The 16,877-nt window shown below is 43.3% G+C and carries 14 protein-coding genes and 2 pseudogenes; 3 read left to right on the forward strand and 13 right to left on the reverse strand.

Annotated elements, in window-relative coordinates:
- Positions 1-121: 121 nt before the first annotated feature.
- From K6Y31_RS21190 to K6Y31_RS21210, 5 genes and pseudogenes are all read right to left on the reverse strand, one after another.
- Positions 122-244: pseudogene (locus K6Y31_RS21190) on the reverse strand (helix-turn-helix domain-containing protein); the annotation flags it as partial.
- Between the two features lie 177 nt (positions 245-421).
- Entirely contained in the window at positions 422-2,578 is a 2,157-nt protein-coding gene (locus K6Y31_RS21195) for an AAA family ATPase (RefSeq protein ID WP_233055042.1), read from the reverse strand.
- Positions 2,579-2,885: 307 nt separating this feature from the next.
- A complete protein-coding gene (locus tag K6Y31_RS21200; RefSeq protein WP_233055043.1) occupies positions 2,886-3,428 on the reverse strand; it encodes a hypothetical protein in 543 nt (180 codons plus the stop codon).
- 1,101 nt (positions 3,429-4,529) lie between these two features.
- Positions 4,530-4,772 (reverse strand): annotated as a pseudogene (locus K6Y31_RS21205) (IS66 family transposase); the annotation flags it as partial.
- 484 nt (positions 4,773-5,256) lie between these two features.
- A complete protein-coding gene (locus K6Y31_RS21210) occupies positions 5,257-5,847 on the reverse strand; it encodes a hypothetical protein (RefSeq protein ID WP_233055044.1) in 591 nt (196 codons plus the stop codon).
- Positions 5,848-5,952: 105 nt separating this feature from the next.
- On the opposite strand from K6Y31_RS21210, the gene K6Y31_RS21215 reads away from it, so the two are divergent.
- Positions 5,953-6,093 carry a hypothetical protein gene (locus K6Y31_RS21215; RefSeq protein WP_233055046.1) on the forward strand — a complete coding sequence of 47 codons (141 nt, stop codon included), beginning with the start codon at positions 5,953-5,955 and terminating at the stop codon, positions 6,091-6,093.
- Here the strand turns inward: K6Y31_RS21215 and K6Y31_RS21220 are convergent, their stop codons facing one another.
- Complete coding sequence (locus K6Y31_RS21220; protein ID WP_345790281.1) at positions 6,094-6,579, reverse strand: TIR domain-containing protein; 486 nt, start codon at positions 6,577-6,579, stop codon at positions 6,094-6,096.
- 227 nt (positions 6,580-6,806) lie between these two features.
- Here K6Y31_RS21220 and K6Y31_RS21225 point away from each other — a divergent pair, with 227 nt between their 5' ends.
- Positions 6,807-7,055: a hypothetical protein gene (locus K6Y31_RS21225; protein WP_233055048.1), complete on the forward strand. Its 249-nt coding sequence runs from the start codon at positions 6,807-6,809 to the stop codon at positions 7,053-7,055.
- On the opposite strand, the gene K6Y31_RS21230 is transcribed toward K6Y31_RS21225, so the two are convergent.
- The 7 genes from K6Y31_RS21230 to mobI are packed head-to-tail and all read right to left on the reverse strand — an operon-like array spanning position 7,015 to position 15,208.
- A complete protein-coding gene (locus tag K6Y31_RS21230; protein ID WP_233055049.1) occupies positions 7,015-8,118 on the reverse strand; it encodes a S49 family peptidase in 1,104 nt (367 codons plus the stop codon). The two genes, K6Y31_RS21225 and K6Y31_RS21230, sit on opposite strands and share 41 nt — an antisense overlap.
- Before the next feature lie 16 nt (positions 8,119-8,134).
- Positions 8,135-8,824 (reverse strand): IncC plasmid conjugative DNA transfer DtrJ family protein, encoded by a 690-nt coding sequence (locus K6Y31_RS21235; RefSeq protein WP_233055050.1) that lies wholly within the window; start codon positions 8,822-8,824, stop codon positions 8,135-8,137.
- A gap of 21 nt (positions 8,825-8,845) precedes the next feature.
- Positions 8,846-9,412, reverse strand: coding sequence for a hypothetical protein (locus tag K6Y31_RS21240; RefSeq protein WP_233055051.1), 567 nt, complete (start codon positions 9,410-9,412; stop codon positions 8,846-8,848).
- Entirely contained in the window at positions 9,409-11,301 is a 1,893-nt protein-coding gene (gene traD, locus K6Y31_RS21245) for a conjugative transfer system coupling protein TraD (RefSeq protein WP_233055052.1), read from the reverse strand. Before traD ends, K6Y31_RS21240 begins: the two co-directional genes overlap by 4 nt.
- A complete protein-coding gene (gene mobH, locus K6Y31_RS21250; RefSeq protein WP_233055053.1) occupies positions 11,294-13,915 on the reverse strand; it encodes a MobH family relaxase in 2,622 nt (873 codons plus the stop codon). Before mobH ends, traD begins: the two co-directional genes overlap by 8 nt.
- Positions 13,912-14,736 carry a hypothetical protein gene (locus tag K6Y31_RS21255; protein ID WP_233055054.1) on the reverse strand — a complete coding sequence of 275 codons (825 nt, stop codon included), beginning with the start codon at positions 14,734-14,736 and terminating at the stop codon, positions 13,912-13,914. The genes mobH and K6Y31_RS21255 overlap by 4 nt, the downstream gene beginning before the upstream one ends.
- On the reverse strand, positions 14,729-15,208 hold the full coding sequence (gene mobI, locus K6Y31_RS21260) for a conjugative transfer protein MobI(A/C) (protein WP_233055055.1): 480 nt from the start codon (positions 15,206-15,208) through the stop codon (positions 14,729-14,731). The genes K6Y31_RS21255 and mobI overlap by 8 nt, the downstream gene beginning before the upstream one ends.
- An 884-nt stretch (positions 15,209-16,092) precedes the next feature.
- Between mobI and K6Y31_RS21265 the strand changes: the two genes are divergently transcribed.
- A complete protein-coding gene (locus K6Y31_RS21265) occupies positions 16,093-16,524 on the forward strand; it encodes a ParM/StbA family protein (protein ID WP_233055056.1) in 432 nt (143 codons plus the stop codon).
- The last annotated feature ends 353 nt before the right edge of the window (positions 16,525-16,877 follow it).

Below are 16,877 nucleotides of genomic sequence, written 5' to 3' on the forward strand. Positions count from 1 at the left end.
CAATAAGGTTTTGCCATTCTTGGTTGGTGCGTCGTTTTCTCATCTCAAATCTCCTCATGGTTGGAGACTTGATCTTATTCTTCGTGCTAGGGGATTAGAATGCGGGGTTTATGATGCGCTTACGATAAAATGTATCTCGTGATACACCCATGACTTTGCAGGCTCTCGATACATTGCCAAGCTCTTCGGCAAGATTGAGTAAACCAGCTTTGTGTTTGATGATTGGGTTGTTAGTATGAAGCATGAGAGTTACCTCTTTTTATGTTTTGATTAAAAGATTCGACACCTTTATCAAAACGGGTAACTCTCACTTTTTCAAGTAGATGTGTCAGTTCTTGTCTGAACTAATACAATTTCAGCTATTGAAAAATTGTTTAATTTACTGCCTAGTTTCGATGGTTCAGATCACTATTTAACGTATCTATATCTGAGACATTTTCTGATAGTGTTCAGGATAACCCGTGATTTCGAATAGTAACTTTAAACCTTCTCTAAACGCCCCATAATCAAACTCTTTAAAATCAATAATATTCTGACCAAGTGAGTGCGATTCTCGGTTGATGTAACGTATGAAAGCCTGATACTTAACTTCTTGAAGCTCTTGTTTTTGCATTACGTTACTCAAATCTGATTTCTGCACAAAGTTGAAAAAGTATTCAACTACGTTCCGCATACAGTTTGCAATCAAAGCAGCTGGTTGAGCCTTATCGTTAATCACTGACCAGTAGGATTGATAGTCATTCTGTACTTCTTCATACTTCATAATTTCAATCGTTGTACCTTTCGTGTTTTTAGATAACCGATACAGAGATTGGGTTTCTTTTCTTCGCTTGTGATTTGAATCAACGAGCTCATAAAAGAAGTAGAGGCTATGTGTGAGAATAAAAATTTGCTCCACCCCATCACCATTGAAGAAATCGTTCTTTATTATCTGCCCGATATTGTAAACAAATATATGAGACAAGCTTGAAACTGGATCGTCAATTACCGCAATTTTTTTAACGTGTGCCTCATCAGCCGTTTGTTTACCTTTAAACAATTCTCGGAAGTACAAAAAGCTAATAATCATCTTTTCGCCCTCGGACAACGACAAAAAGATTGGTCCATCTGTTCCTGTTCTTACAAGGCGATATAGGTCTTCCTCGTACTTCTCAATATGAAAATCAGTAATACCAATATCAATCAGACCCTTATTGATGTTCTCAATCGACTCTTCAATGTTAATTGTTTCTTTTTGCTTCTCTGTTCGTTCAACTTCGAGAGCGGTAATCTCTTCATCAACAACTTTCTTCGCTTCTGTTAGCTTGGTCGTTTTTTCACTGCATTCCGTTTTACATGCATCATAAGTCTTAATAGTCTGATCGTATTCCCAGCGCACAATTTGCCAGAATTGGTTTTTGATCTTAGTCTTCTCATCAGCAGAGTTATTTACTTTTTTGTTATGGATACCGATACTTGCATTTACAGCATCTACACATTTATTAAATTTTTCAATTTGTTCAACAAGTTCATCTAACTCTACTTGCAAGCTTGGAGTCTGCTTTTTTTGTTCAATCTTCTGTAAATTAGACTTTAACATTCCAGTAATGAACGCGTAAGTCTCAGTCATTTCAGCAAGGAAACCGGAAGAAAAAGGCGATTCCTTGTAGGTGTCTAACTCAGTAAGAGATTCAACTATCTTTTGATATTTGGTAAGTATTTTGCTGATATTCTGCTTGCTTTCTTCATACGTCTCATCAAAGTAGCCTTTGATTTGTGTGATTAACTCAGGCGTAATCGTCTTTGATTGGCAGAATGGGCAAGTCTCATCTTCAATGTCACCAAGGAATTTTAAACCATCGCTAACCCAATCAGAATTTTGCAACTGAGTAATCAATTTTGCGATTGGACTATCATCATTACCAATCACTATTTCTTTGAGCAGTTCTAATTCCTCAGGCAAAAGATCTGACAATGAAACCTTAGGTAACACATTGTAAATAATGGCTTTGTCACCATCAATTGCTGCAACTTCTTCTTTAAGTTGTACAATCGTTTTAGCTGGTTTAACGGATGGCAAAGGGACAGAAATAAGATGGTTGAACAAAACTTTCTTGTCCCCCATTAACCCCTCAAGGCAAAATTTCAGAACACGATCACCACCAGAGTAGTTCGTCTTTATTTCCCAGACCTTTTTTTCTGCCGTATCTGTCGCTTTCTTTAACGTCTCACCTTCTTTGTCAATGTCAACTTGGTAGCTCTTACTTTTTTCAGTCAGTTGATCTATATTTTTCCCAAGCTGCTCAACCCTTTCCTTAGCTTCTTTGTTCTCTTTGGATAGGCTAAAAATACCATTAATAGAATCTTTGGAATAAAAATTCTCTTGGATAAACATTTGATTATAAACAAGAACCTTACATCCATCGTTAGTGTGAGAGCAGTCTTTGTATTTAGGAGCATCGGGAGTATAAAAGTAGTTTGAGAATGTACTTTTACCAGTACCATTTAAGCCATAAATGATGTTTACTTTTTTATCTGTGTTGAGAGTTGTCGTGTTTCGATAACTTGCTACATCAACAAGGTTTATTTTTGTAATCATATTCTGCCTATACCAACTGGAAATTGAACTTATTAGTGATGTTGATTTGAAACTGCCATTGAAGTGACACAAGTATCATATCCACTTTTAGAATGGGAAAAAGTATGCCAAATCACAGCTCGGCAATACGGTGAATTAATTAGGTGTAACTTAAAAAGGGGCAAAGGTGTATTTGCTGAGATCGATGCTGTTGCAGCTCTAGCCTAAAATCATATAAATGCTCTGTTAGCATAGTAAATGGCAAATCAATCTTATATGACTAACCTCTGTTGCCAAGTTTATCTAGAACTACACAATGTATATCCTGTTATTGCAAGGTAACTACCCATACTAAGTGTTTATCCTTCAGTGAAGCTGTACCATTGTTAATCATTGCTCTAAGTAGTGCAAAGCGACGATTACCTTCTAGCAAGTGTAAGGGTTCAAGCATAGGTCCTTCGCGTTCAGGATATCGATACTCTATGATGGGATGGTTATGATCGGAGGCATTTTGAGCAACTATAAGCGGAACAGGGGTTGTACCATGCTCAAGCATATAATCACAAAATGCTGGTGCATTATGGCGACCTGTTTTTAACCACCATTCCCCTTTATCTAATAGCCGCTTTTCATCGTAAGGATAATGCTTGATGCTATTAATATCAGCATTAGGCATTTCTACCAACTGAAAAACCCATTTTGACAAGTTTGGAATGAGATTAAGCGCGTCAACGACATCGCCATCTCCTTTGCCATGTTCGTAAACCCATTGCCTTAAGACATCTTCTGGGAAATTGCTTAGTTCTTCAGGCATTGCATTGCAGAAATCACCAAAGCACACTTCATGTCCAACTTTTGGAAACTGAGTCATTTTACTTCCTTTTTACGGTGCGCTATTGGCATCACAGAGTAAATTTTGCACGTAACCACTCTCATGATTCTCAGTTCCGTGCAGCCCATCAATGTAAGCATACTAGTATGAGTTACTGTGCGCTGAGCGTTGCTTCACGGATTAGATTAGGTATGGAAAAAGACAGGCTATCAATGTTTGTAAAGTTGCTGCCCTAACTGATTTTGGGGCAAAGGTGTGTTACATATTCACGTCAGCACATCTCTGGACAAAAATATGCTAGCAGCTGTCACCTAATATTGTTAGTCGCTGTTTTATCGGAATATAACAGAGATGCAATAACTAAATCGGTAAGCATCAGTTTATCTTAGATAAAAATAGTGCAAATATTGTGAATATATTTTAGGAGCCGTTTTGGGGCATTTTATCGCCCCATTATGGGATCTTAAGAAGTCTTAGCTTACTAGTAAATTATATTTAGGTTTAATATCAAATAATTAAAGCTACCGAAGTAGATAACTTTTTTAAAATTTTGTGCAATTAAACAGCTATTTTGAAGACTTGCTAGGTTTCAAGCTTGGGGTATTACCGGGTGTGTCTTTATTGTCTCTGCGACGTCGATCAGGCTTTCCAGTTGACTTTGCTATCGGCTTTGGGCCAGGTTTAAGAGCCATTGATATTTCCTCAAGTATTTGAGTGTAATTCACTCATGTTTAAATATACAGACGTGTGTATGCTATTTCAATATGCGCGAACAAAAAAGAAGCAGTTTTGCTGTTGCACCTCAAATAAGTAAGCAAAGCATTTAATCGGACTAAAAACAGTGGGCTACTGGGATTCGCTTGTATTTTAGTCCACTATTTTTAGCAGCTTAATGCGGCGTAGAGGCTGTAGAATTTCTCTTTTTTAAGAAAAACAGTCTGTTTTATGGGTTCCAAATGCATTACCTATTGTCTTACAAGCGCTTAGGATTGATTGCAGGGCCCCGTTTTTAGTCAAATCTGGCTGTTGGAGTTATTCTACAGTCCCGTTATGGTACTTAGGGAAATTATGAGTCAATTTGATATTCTTGAAGCGTTTAAAAAGGAAGTAAACGCCCCATGATCCCACGGGCTGATGTTGCTAATGTTTGAAGTTCCAAGGCAGGAGCGCATCGATATCAGGTTCAGCTTTCGCTAACTCCTGCATGCACTTGACCATGTAGTCATAGAGGAGGAGTCCGTTGGCTTTCGCAGTCTCGACGATACTGTAAAGCATCGCGCTCGCTTCAGCTCCGTTAGGGTTGGTCGAGAAGAGCCAGTTCTTTCTCCCAATAACCAGCGGCTTAATTGCGCGTTCAGCGCGATTATTGTCGATAGATAAGTGGATTGGCCTTTACTACGACAACTTGGAAATAGAAAACTATTTGCCTCTAGGTGCGCTGAGTAGACCCACCGACTGATACTCTGTTGTGTTCTCGGAGTAATCTCGTAATGCACATCAGTACCTGTCTTTTGCTGAATGCATTGACACCTCTCATAGATCACTCCTTGCGAGGAAACATCATATACATGCAGCTTTAGCAGATCACTTGCCCTTAACTTGCTATCAATAACTAGGTTTAATAGTGCAAGCTGCATTAATTCGTTTTCAAGCTCTAGCCTAGTTCTAATTCGCCAAATATCTTCCAGCTTGAATGGTCTTTTAGTGCCACTGAATTTTCCCGAAGCTAACTTTCTCATATTGACCTCCTTCTCAAAGTTGTTGGTCAACATAGAGTTTGGCGATCAACTAGAACTGTTCCAGCAGCGATAAAGTCCGGTCATCACATTCGGTCAGCATGAACCTAAACATTTGTGGACAGATTTTTTCAATCTGATATCTCGTGCAGCTTATCTTTGAGTTCGGTAAGTTTTTCTTGCACCGCCTCAAGCTCTGAACGAAAGAGTGCATTTTCAATGTCATCTGATATTGCATGCCATTTGCTTGTAAAAGGCCTAAGTTCGGCGTCTAGAACGTTATTGACCAGCACAAAGTAATTCCGACAATTAGGTCCATTCTCTTTCGCGATACAACGATGAATGGCAAACAGTGATGCAAGGCTTTTCAACGCACTGTCGGTCTTACCGTTTTGCAAAGTCTTTGTTGCGATCCTAGTATCCAACTCTATATACATTGCCCAAGCAGCATATCGATCAGCCTGAGTGTATTTTCCCTCTTTGCGGTAATTGCGATTGAAATAATTGATGTATGCCGCTACGCGCTCAGGAGAACGTTGATCTGTACTTTTGAGCAGACTCTTGAAGCGCTCACAGTGTGAATAAAGCTTATCTTCACCCGCTTTCTCATCCACTTCATCGAGATAGTAGCGATTTGCGAAGGTTGGCTGAGTGATCTTCTGGTCGCGGAGCTCATTTCTGAGCTCTTCGGCGTTTCTTACAAACTTACTTTGATTTTTCATTACTTTCCCTAAAAAGCACGGAGTTTCCCGTCAAGGATCTCTGTTAGAGCGCACGTTTAAGCCGTATATTGAACCTGACTTTAACCAACATGAAAAGGAAACATCATGGCTAAAAAAATCACACCCGCAAACAATTCAGCAAACCAGCCAAACGCCAACAAAGGTACACCAGGTACCAACAAGCAATACTCCCAGGTGCACGGTAATCGAGGAAAGCAACTAAATCCAAATCAACAAGGCAAATAATTAACGCCTAGCCCATCTGCTGAGGTATTGAAGGTCCCAGCTTTCAAGAGATAAATGCCTCACAGTTGCTGGTGCGCCTCCACGATGATTATCGGGTGTGCGCATCAGCATTATCGATCGTTCTCCATGGATACGAGAGAACTGTTCAATCTCCCACTGAACCCAAAGACTGCTATGGGTATCGTTACCAACCAAAACTATCAGTTTGTCTGACTGTCGTAGCAATGCCAGTATTTCGTCTCGCACCAGCTTAGATGCAGAGTCTTCTGGAGATCGTCTGTTTATGTGGCCAAAATCGTTATACACCGGCTCCTCAAGAGAACGGTCATGAAATGCGAGGCTGTGATTGTCATTCAATCGAACGCCCTTAATGTCCGCAATATAAGCACTATCCTTGTGACTATGGCTAATGAAAATACGTTTCATATTGTTTGTAGTCCTTAGTTTGTTTGAATCACCACCAAATCCATAGACACTTTGTGACATAAGAAAAAATAGGTCAAATAACCTCGCTTAGAAATGAGGTACAGAACAGCTCTAGCTTAGAATGGGGCATTTTTGTGTTACATGCCCACCCAGTCAACATACCTCTGGACAAAAATGAGTTCACCCATCATGCTGGCCCGCAATGAGCGGTTCATCCTCTGTGATGAATCTTTATCCAAATGTCCTTCAGTGATACTAGACCTTGAGCTGCTAAGAACTCATTGCCAATGACAATATTTATCCCTTTGGTTTTCGAACTTCTACAAGGCCCTTTGCTGGTGACACCACAGGCAACGGCGAGACGTCCACTGACACCCAGCTTGATTAAACTTCTCACTTTGATGAGCGGTTTTCGCCATTGCGGCTTTATGGGTGGTTTTACCATGGACTGTATTGCAGGTGATAATGCCGCCGTGGGGTTCGGCGGCTTATGGGCTAGTATTTTGGTAACTGGCCTGTGGATTGTTGAGCGATGACATTTTTCATCACCGCCTCGATAGCATGCGTGAAACTGGCTTCAAACATTGAGCTCCAACTGAACTTCTGTCGATTATATTCCCGAAAAGAATCAAGGTGGTAGTTGTGGCGCAGTGCATCATAGACTTGAAACGTCGTTGCGATTTCGTCCACCAGCCCTTTTTCCATCGCTTCTGGCCCTGTCCATACCAATCCCTCATAAATACTTGGATCGTCTGCGAGCTTGTCACCACGCGCGTTTTTAACGGCATTAACGAACTGGCGATAAAGAGGCACGATCATCTTATCTTCAACAAACTGCTTTGCCGCGGGGTTCATTGGCTGATAAGGATCGATAAGCGTTTTAAATTTGCCTGCTGACAAGGTTCGACGCTCTACATGCGCCATGTCCAACAGCTTATCAAACCCCCACGTATCCATCCGCACACCGATTGAGCCGACAATGCTGGTGCCGTGAGCAATGATCTTATCTGCAGCCGAGGCCATATATACGCACGCACTGGCGCAGGTATCAGCAATGGACACTATCACCGGCTTACGGTACTGCTCACAGTCTGTCTCACATTTACTTTCCTGGGATTCTAAGTCTGTGACTTTTTTGAATAGGCTTTTGCCGATTTTCTGGTTTAACCAGGCTTGGTCTTCCGGGCTAAGCGGGGCAGAGCGGCGATAATCCATTAGGGTTTCATAGAATGACTCTGATTGTACTGGGCTACCACCGGGAGAGTCGGCCAAGATCAGGATGGCTTTGACATCGGTGTTATTGGCCGCTTTGTATAGGGCTTGTGATAGCACGATACCAGATCCGGTTGGAGAGCCTTCTTGAATAGGGCCTTGTATGCGGATCACTGCAATGTGGCGTTCAGGTAGCTCGGGTTTAAGAAAGTCCCCCACACTGGTGAATACTACCGTCACTAAGGCGATTAGTAACAACGTAGTTTTGATAATGGCGCCAACACTGAACACTCGGTAAAACTTCTTCAGCGTCCCGTCGAGTTTGCTTTGGCCTTCCGCCATCTGGCGGGCAATGAGTTTTATATCTTGATTGTCTTGCTCTGACATTTTAATGCTCCTGTGGCTAGATGCCTTTTTGGTATTCCGCGATAACCTGACGCAATGCTATGGCGACGAAGATGATCACAAGGGGAGGGATCACCTGAAAGATGTTGGTCATTTCAAGTGGGACGACAAAATAGGTGAACATCATCGAAAACATGAAGATGACGCTGTGCAGTATCAATCTCGACCGCTTCGTGGTGATCCCGCCAACCCTGTATTTGCGGATTTTCCGCTCGTAGTAGCCATCGACCAACAAAGCAAAAAAGAACGGCAAACACAGATGCAGCCAGTAAACGAATATCGATGTTCGGTATGTAGTCTGGAAGACGGTGTACTTGATGTTATCGACGATCTTAATGGTCAGCTTTTGGAACTTGCTAAAGTCACTGCGCTCATACCATTTGTCTTTTTCCGCCAATGTGTAATCAAGATATTGCTCAGCCCCGGTATTAACCATGAGGAATTTATACCAACGGTCAGATCGTGACTTTGTTTCATTCCACGCCGGGCCACCCAGCACCGGGTAGCTTTCTCGCATTTCAGTACGAATGCCCGCCTTAAAGCTTTCATTGGAACGCACAAAGACGTTAAAAATCACAGAGCCAAAGAACATCGCGCACAGAACGTAAAGGATGATATGACGCTTATCGTCCTCATCCCTTACGCTCTGGTCGTCCATCAGCGCATCTTCAAAAATATTATCAGCCATCGCTATTGTCCTTCTGTTACATCACGATGCGTGTCGGTCTGAGACACTTGGGACACCAAGGCAGGCGAATGAGCTGTGTGGAATAATGGTGTGTGCCATCGCATACCCTAAGTTTTCATTCTCAAGCCACTTTGGATCTACTCGCCCTGACACTTCAAAACTGACCCAATCTGAAAGGTCTAGCCATTCTTTAAATGTCATACTGAGACAATCCCAAGCGATCTCATGACCTTTGAGCCTTTTGTCTTGTACCCGCTCAATCGTGGCCTTAAACCCCAGTATGATGGGTAAATTTCGCACCAGTGCCGCGGTGAATGCATGATAAGCACCCCTTAAGTCTTGCCTTTGATTTGCCTCCCACGCAGTAAGTGCTGGCTCTAGTAACGATTCAAGTAGTGTTTTACCATTTTCGTCGACTATGTAGATGCCAATATGCACCGCCATCTTATCGATAATTTCCGTCGCGCTTGGACTGTATAACTTCACAGACTTGATGCGTCGCCTTGTGTTGATTGGAAGGACGGCGATCATTTGTTTAACGGGCGAAACGTTTTTAAGCTTGGCGATATCGGCTTTCTGGTAAATCATGCAGCTTCTCCTGTGATCACCCCTAAACGACCTTTGATTTTTCGGCCGTCGCTAAGGCGAGCAATAAATTGTAATTTGGGCAAATCGCCAAGTAGCTCTTGCGGGAACGTGGCTTCGCGGTTTTTTTCCACCCGCTCACCGTAACCGCTCGAGTATTCCGTTAACCCGGTGGCGCTACTGGACTGGCTTTGCGATGAAATGGTGGTGGATTTGATATTGGTTTCGCCAAAGTTGGACGATACGGCCTCTTTTGTGGTGACGTCATTCACTCGCATTGAGATGAAGTTGTTGCATAGACCGAGTATCCGTTCGGCTGTCGCAGGGGAGGACTTAGCAATCAGATCGGCTACCGTTTGTGTAGCGATGTAAAGTAAGAAATTCGCCCCGCGTGCCGTGGCTAGCAAATTTATGAGCGGATCGTTAATGCTGGAGTGCGCTTCATCAATAAACAAGCTGACGTTTCTTGGATCGTCTTGTTCGTAGTTGTAACGTCTTGCGGCTTCACTGACGATTGACCCCAACAGCAGTTTTGAGATATTGCCTGCCGTGGTCATGTCACTGACGGCATCTGAGCTAACGTAAAGCACACCGCCTGACTCCAACAGTGAGCCAAAATTAACCTGCGCTTTATGGTCACTGTCAGTGGATGACAGCAGTGTTTTCAGTGGCTCGGCACATAAGTTGGAAAACGTTGGGAGTAAGCCCGCCATCATTTTTGAGTAGTGCGCTTGGTCATGTACCACTTGTTGCACGATTCCGGTCACCGTCTCATGGCGCTCTATTTCGCCCGCGTTCACCAAGGACTCATAGTAGGCCATTAGTCGTTCAAGCTCGTTGCCTTTAAATTTAGAAAGCTGTCCGTTGCGTGTCACTCGCCAGTCCGGACCGATATGCTCGATGAAAAATCGCTCAAGTGCCCGCTCACAGAGTTTAAACTTGCCGTTCGTTAAGCCATCGTAAATTTTAACCAGTGATAGCGTTTCGTTTGTGTATGTCAATGCAAGACAGACTTGATACACGGCCTGCCAACCAAAGTTAGAAAACGCATCTTCGTACTCTGTGCTAGCGAAGATGTTTTTAATTCGATCAGGCACCTCTGTAATTCTTTGATAATTTTCGACCGGGTTGATGTAAACCGATGTCTCAGGCTGAGATACGTCGAACTCAAAGAACTGATTCTCTCTACCTAATGCGGCCATTTCATCTTTGATGGATTTCCGCCAACTTTTGTCCGACTTAGGATCTAAGATTATGACAATATGGCCCATGTGGATGGCGCCAAGGGAAAGTAGTTTTTGTAGCGTCGTCTTCCCGGTGCCAACGTTACCGGTGATCAGAGTATGACCGTACCAACAATCTTCGTTGGCCATGATGCGCTTTTCTTCGCTCATGCCTTGTATCCAAGTTCGCCCCCCTAGCTTTCTCGCCTCTTTTCGCCAGTAGTATTGGAAGGGGCGCAACATCCATGGCAACCTGATTTCTTGCTGATCGCTGGATAAGTCCAAAATCTGATAGGCCCGCTGCGCACAAACGGTATCCCACTCAAACCCTTCACCAAGATAAATTTGGCCTTTTCCCATTTCAATTTTGCCGTTTTGAGTGGCCACGGCACGGTTCATTTTTCGCAATTGTACGGGTGAGACAAGATTCATTTTGTTTTTGAATAACCGCAGTTGCTTTCGCAACATCGGCATCGCTTGCGCATAACGTCGTATGGCATTTGCGCCCGCGCCTGCGGCCAAGCCGGTACTGACGCTTAATTCCATTCCCCCGACGGCAATCATGACGCCTGCTGCAATGAGGCTAATGTGTCCCGCATCCAGCTCGTAGATAGGTCGGTACAAATTCTCGACATAACCGGGATGTAATTTCTCCGCCGCATTAGCCATTGTCATTCTCCGTCATTTCAAATCGGTCGAGGTATTCAGGTTTTATTTCGTTGTAAACCTGATGATTTTGGCCTTTGCATGCCCCCAGCACGACAGCAATAGCATCGTAGTTCGCACGCGCGTTTCCATTGTTTCGACAGATTTGGTTAATGATGTCGATTGAGACATAGAATCTACCGTCTAACGTTGCTGTCGTTTCTGGTGTACAAAGGCTTGCTAGCGCAGCCATGAGCCCTTCTAAATCTACAGGTGCCTCATCACCCTGACACAGATCAATGCCTTCTTGTGTTGCTTCTGACGGCGTTTTAGCTTGAGCTGTTTTCTGCTTAACCGGCTCGCTCGTAATCACTTGCTGCCCTGTCGCTGTTTTGGGCTGTTTTTTGTTGTCTTGCTTGGACAGTAAATACTCTGCCCCTTGCGCAGTAAGGCGGATCGCATTGCAGGTGATGCCGCCAGAAGTGATGAGTTCAGGATTTCGACGCTCTATCTCATTGCCGTTTTGTAGCGCATCCATGAGTTGTTTAGGCTGGCCAAGGGCAGGGATGGCTTTGAGTGCGGTAATTGGCGAGATGTAATGAACGCCATCTGCTTCCATCACGATGCTCTTGTTTTCAGGGTGCGCGTCTAAGTAATCCTTGATCTGCTTGATTTGCTCACTCGGGTAATACATTTCAACTTGCGCGGCTTCTTGGCTTACTTCCGTTTCGGTTACTTGATCTTCAACGTCATTGTCATAGTCATCATCTGTTTCTACTGCGTTGTTAACCTGTGACACAGGAGGATTAGCAACCAATTCGGAAAAGTTCGTCCCGGCCACTGGGTTAAATGGGCTGGTGTCATTCTCTGACGGCTTTGACTTTGGTTTGCGCTGCTTTATCGACTTCACTTGCGTCACGGCTTGGTTCGCTGGCGTTGCTTTCTGCTTGCTCTTGCGTGACTTCGCAGGCTGATTGTTGTTGGCCTGTGACTGAGCTTGTGGTGTCGCAGGCTGATTGTTGTTGGCCTGTGACTGAGCTGGTGATGTCGCAGACTGATTTCTGTTGGCCTGTGACTGAGCTGGTGATGTCGCAGACTGATTTCTGTTGGCCTGAGACTGAGCTGGTGATGTCGCAGACTGATTTCTGTTGGCCTGTGACTGAGCTGGTGATGTCGCAGACTGATTTCTGTTGGCCTGAGACTGAGCAGGTGGTGTCGCAGACTGATTACTGTTGGTCTGTGACTGTGCAGGTGGTGTCGTAGACTGATTGTTGTTTTGTGCTTGGCCGTTGTCTTGGGGCGCGGGCGCAGGTATTTCTGTTGGGCCTTTTTCGTTAACCAAGATCATATCGAAATTTTTGTTGAGCTTGAGGATGCCGTTCATGGTATTTGGCATGGGTACCCCCTCGAAAACGTAATCCGCCCATACAACGCGAACAAGGAACTCCCATTGCACTGGCACGTTGCCATCGCGTAGCTTAATTGCGTCGTCCTCAGAATAATCGCCTGGCAAGAATAGCGTCGTCTTAGAGTCTTTATCAGGATTGCGAATGATGTGGTTCTCGTACAGCATGTTATAAACCGTATTGGTATCTGCTGGCACGACGACTTCTTTTTTTCGCAGGTATTCGATGACTTCTTGAATGGCCTTTGGCCAAGCAAGGTAAACCTCTTTGTTAATTATCCAAACGTGGCCTTTGGGCTCGTTGACGACCCATTCGGACAACTTGGCACGCAGGCCTTTGACGATAAGCATCACGGTCGAAGTATTCTTCTCGCCCAGCTGTCTGTCCCACGTTTTTTGGATATTTCTGGCCGTTGATTTTGAGTCAGCAGTACGCACGGCCGCAGCAATATCAGAACGACTATGCTCTAGGTTTGACAGTACGCGGCCTACTTCCTCATAAACGTCGTCAGGCCCATCAGTTAAAAAGCGTTTGGCATCTTCCGTTAGAATTTTCGGCAGCATGTGGATTGCCAAGGATTCGTGCCCTTTGTGGATACGCTCTGGTTTCCAAGCAACTTTGTATCGCTCAACTTTGTGCAATTTAGCCCACTCGAGAAGCGACATCATGTGCGGTGGCCAAACAATGCCTTTTTTCATGCAAATAACTCGGCAATCTGAGATAGGCTTACCTGCGTCATGCAGCAATGCCGCTAGCCAAGTAGCATATTTCCAACGTGGCTTTCTCAAAACCTCGATATCAGCGGTGTGATAGCGGCGAAAATGCGCGTTATTAAAAACCTTTAATGCTTCGAGTGACGTCTCTAGCGAGTGATACAATAATCCGCCGTGCTCGCTGTGGTGCCAGTTCTCGCTCGCTGGCAACAAGTGGATATAAGTTGCATAGTTTCTGATCACATCAAGGTACAAGTTGTGAAAGTTAAACGTAGTTTGCAAGCGATCGTCGATACCTGCCTCGTGTTTTATTTTTTTCAGCAATGGCTCTACCGACGCCAAGATCTCTTCGACCTTTTGTGTCGGCGTGCCATGTGTTGCAGGGGGGAACGCCATCAGCTCCTTCGCGGTCAAGAAGTCTCCGCTATCAATTTCGATGAGTCCTAACTGACGCCCGATCCAGGGTATTAGACCTATTTTGTACAAAAACTCCTCAAAACGCTCCCCCCTTGTTTTCATGCGGCTACTTCCTCTTTGTTGTTAGGTTTGGTTTCCCCGTCGACGGCAACCGGCGATGCCACAACAGCAACCTGATCGGGTGTGGTTGATTCAGATTCGGGTTTGGTTTCCCGGTCGACAGTTTGTTGAGCCGCAAGTGCTGCTTTGGCTTCTTTTGCGAGCTGCTGGTTTAATTGCACTGTCGACACTTTTTCATCGAAGGAAACGCGGTCTTCCCGCACTGCACGAACGAATTCTTGTGGAGAATAACTTCCACCGTCGCGACCTGAGATATTGGTTACCGCTGCGACACGATTTGAGATCCGATTAAAGACATACTCGATTTGAGTTCGGCAATGTTCTTTTTGGTCATCAGTCATCGCGCCAAAGTACCAATGGTTTTCGGCATTCGCGGAAAGCTCGTCAGCAATCTTAATGAGGTTCACCAGCTGCAAATAAGCAGGGTGGTTCGCTTCCATGATCAGCTGGAAGTTATCGGGGACGGTGATTTGAAAATCGTCTTGCTGCTCGCCGGCGAACATTGCGTTTTGAGCTTCGATTTCTTGCAGGCTTGTAGCTGCATCGGCCATCACTTCGTTAAACCAACCTTCGATTTTTGGTTTCACGTCCTTGTCGCGAATAACCATATGCATGATTACCCCCAGTCGACGAAAAGCCGCTTCAGTGTTTGCACGAATACCCAGCGTGGTGCTGCGATTGATGAACGCAAAAAGCATTTCCGATTTGAACTTTAACTCGACCCGCAAAAGCTTATGGCGAACGACGCGCGGCTTCGCTGCGCGATTCTGTTTTTGTTGCTTGGGTTTGGTTGGATTACTCATTGGTTATTTCCTCTGGTTGGGTTTGTGTTTCTAGGTTGTATTTTTTGTTGTGACGTTTAAAGATGACGCGGCTTTGGTGGATAGCTTTTAACAAGCTGCGCACTTGGTTAATTTTTTCCAGGTATTCATTTATCAATTCGATCTCCCAAGGTTGACCCTCACGAGTGAATTGCGTCAGCTTGTAACCATCAACGTAAGGTTTCAAACGATTCGACAGTGTTTTATTTTTTTTGCGAAACGGGTTAGGCCCAAAATTACGCCAATCAATATCGACGTGACCTGATACCGTTTTTCGGATGATGGGTGCGTATCGCCCCAGCTCCGTTAAGTCGCCTTTTGAAACGATAATATTGTTTTGGCTTTTCCATGTAGCCCAGTATTGGTCGATAAGGCTCTGCGCCTGATTACGGATAATTGCCTCTCGCTCGGTGAGCTCCTCCACCATGTTGTCATCTATCGGTTCTCTGTTCATATTTTTTACCTATTTATCTGTGTAAAGGAATACACTCCTTTACATATAAACTTTAATTTTTTTGAATTTTTTTCTTTACACAAAATCAATGTAAAACTTTTTAAAGTTTGTGTGATTGAACAACTATTTTTATCCGTATTTTTTCTTTACACAAAATCAATGTAAATGTTTTCTAAGTGCGCGTTATATCTCCTATATTTAATGTTTTTTAATTCTTTACACACATCAATGTAAATGCATTTGCAATATGCGGTAAATCGGCCTGTTTCGAGTTTTTTAAAATCTATTTACACAACATCAATGTAAATGTTTATTAATCACAGCCTCACTCTTTGCTTGCATGATTTCTTTACACAATTTCAATGTAAAGCAAGTAAAAATACATCTATGGCAAGTATTGATATTTCTTAGTTATTTAATTTCCTTTACACAAAATCAATGTAATTTTTTGTTAACTCATCATTTGAGAAATTTGAGGAGATTAACTGGCTCGTCAACTTTTCAATGAATCTTATTTTTGCACATTAATTTCATCAAATTTCGCACTGCGAGGTGCTATTTCGCGGTGCCAGTGAAAATTTTGCTGTTTTTTGGTCTTTTTTGGCCTTTGGTAATTATTTGGTTGAGTTGTCTAAAAAGTATTTTGCCACGAGTAACTGGCGCAATTTTTCACTGGGACATGCGATTTAGGGGCTTGTAATGCAAAATTTGTGATTATTTCGGCTTTATAATGGTTGTCGCGAGGGCGTTAAGCCCTGTAGGGCACGTTTATGCCCTACAGGGTTTTAGGGTTTATTTTTTGGTTAAAAATGAAGCCCTGTAGGGCACGTTTATGCCCCACAGGGTTTTGCTGTCTTCTATTTTAAAAACTAGGATGGATTAATATGTCTGATTTAATTGCACGAACTATCGACTTGGGATTTGGAACAACAACAGTAATTACAAATGTTGTTGGCTCTGATGTTCAGTACAGAACTTTTCAAAGCATTGCTGCACCACTAGAGAAAGGGAAGGGAGATATAACCTCTGGCTCCTTCGGTGCTAGCCGAATAGTTAAGGTTTGTGTTGATGGTATTTATTATGCTGTTGGTGAAGATGTTCAGTCGTATGTTGATAATCATGAATCGCGCGTGTTGAATAACTCCTTTATTAAATCCAAGCAATATCAGGCCATTTTTTTAGCTTCACTTTCGATGATGACTGACTTACCCATTAACCATGAAGTTAAAAAGGTAATTGACTTGTTGGCTATGGGGTTACCCGTTAATAATATGACGGATCCCCCAGGGCGGGATTCCACTTTGAACAGAAAATAAGCAGCAACTAAAGGTGCAGATAAATGTGTAATCGAAGTGCACATATATTGTTCAAGTGTTTTGTAGTTGGCAAGTTTTCAGCAAGAGTTAAAAGTTAATTTTGCTTATTAAATAAACATAATCGCCTTAAATATATTGTGAGATCTCACCCTGACGGATCCCCTCATAATTTAAGCATCGCTGTTTGATGAATCACCCGTATGTATTCGCAGATTGCCCACTGTATACTGAGGAATCCCCTGATGATTTCATTAAAAATCATAAATTTAAGTAGAATGGCATCTTTCCGTATGATCTAATGAATTCGCCAAAACACAAAAAACCAAACAGAAAGATGCGCGAACTTAAGATTT

This window comes from Motilimonas cestriensis, assembly GCF_021295315.1.
Lineage (GTDB): Bacteria > Pseudomonadota > Gammaproteobacteria > Enterobacterales > CBDFNC01 > Motilimonas > Motilimonas cestriensis.

Bases quoted from the DNA above. Each gene is read 5' to 3' on its own strand.
- K6Y31_RS21195 (WP_233055042.1), bottom strand. From the start codon at position 2,578: ATGATTACAAAAATAAACCTTGTTGATGTAGCAAGTTATCGAAACACG.
- K6Y31_RS21200 (WP_233055043.1), bottom strand. From the start codon at position 3,428: ATGACTCAGTTTCCAAAAGTTGGACATGAAGTGTGCTTTGGTGATTTC.
- K6Y31_RS21210 (WP_233055044.1), bottom strand. From the start codon at position 5,847: ATGAAAAATCAAAGTAAGTTTGTAAGAAACGCCGAAGAGCTCAGAAAT.
- K6Y31_RS21215 (WP_233055046.1), top strand. From the start codon at position 5,953: ATGGCTAAAAAAATCACACCCGCAAACAATTCAGCAAACCAGCCAAAC.
- K6Y31_RS21220 (WP_345790281.1), bottom strand. From the start codon at position 6,579: ATGTCACAAAGTGTCTATGGATTTGGTGGTGATTCAAACAAACTAAGG.
- K6Y31_RS21225 (WP_233055048.1), top strand. From the start codon at position 6,807: ATGACAATATTTATCCCTTTGGTTTTCGAACTTCTACAAGGCCCTTTG.
- K6Y31_RS21230 (WP_233055049.1), bottom strand. From the start codon at position 8,118: ATGTCAGAGCAAGACAATCAAGATATAAAACTCATTGCCCGCCAGATG.
- K6Y31_RS21235 (WP_233055050.1), bottom strand. From the start codon at position 8,824: ATGGCTGATAATATTTTTGAAGATGCGCTGATGGACGACCAGAGCGTA.
- K6Y31_RS21240 (WP_233055051.1), bottom strand. From the start codon at position 9,412: ATGATTTACCAGAAAGCCGATATCGCCAAGCTTAAAAACGTTTCGCCC.
- traD (WP_233055052.1), bottom strand. From the start codon at position 11,301: ATGGCTAATGCGGCGGAGAAATTACATCCCGGTTATGTCGAGAATTTG.
- mobH (WP_233055053.1), bottom strand. From the start codon at position 13,915: ATGAAAACAAGGGGGGAGCGTTTTGAGGAGTTTTTGTACAAAATAGGT.
- K6Y31_RS21255 (WP_233055054.1), bottom strand. From the start codon at position 14,736: ATGAGTAATCCAACCAAACCCAAGCAACAAAAACAGAATCGCGCAGCG.
- mobI (WP_233055055.1), bottom strand. From the start codon at position 15,208: ATGAACAGAGAACCGATAGATGACAACATGGTGGAGGAGCTCACCGAG.
- K6Y31_RS21265 (WP_233055056.1), top strand. From the start codon at position 16,093: ATGTCTGATTTAATTGCACGAACTATCGACTTGGGATTTGGAACAACA.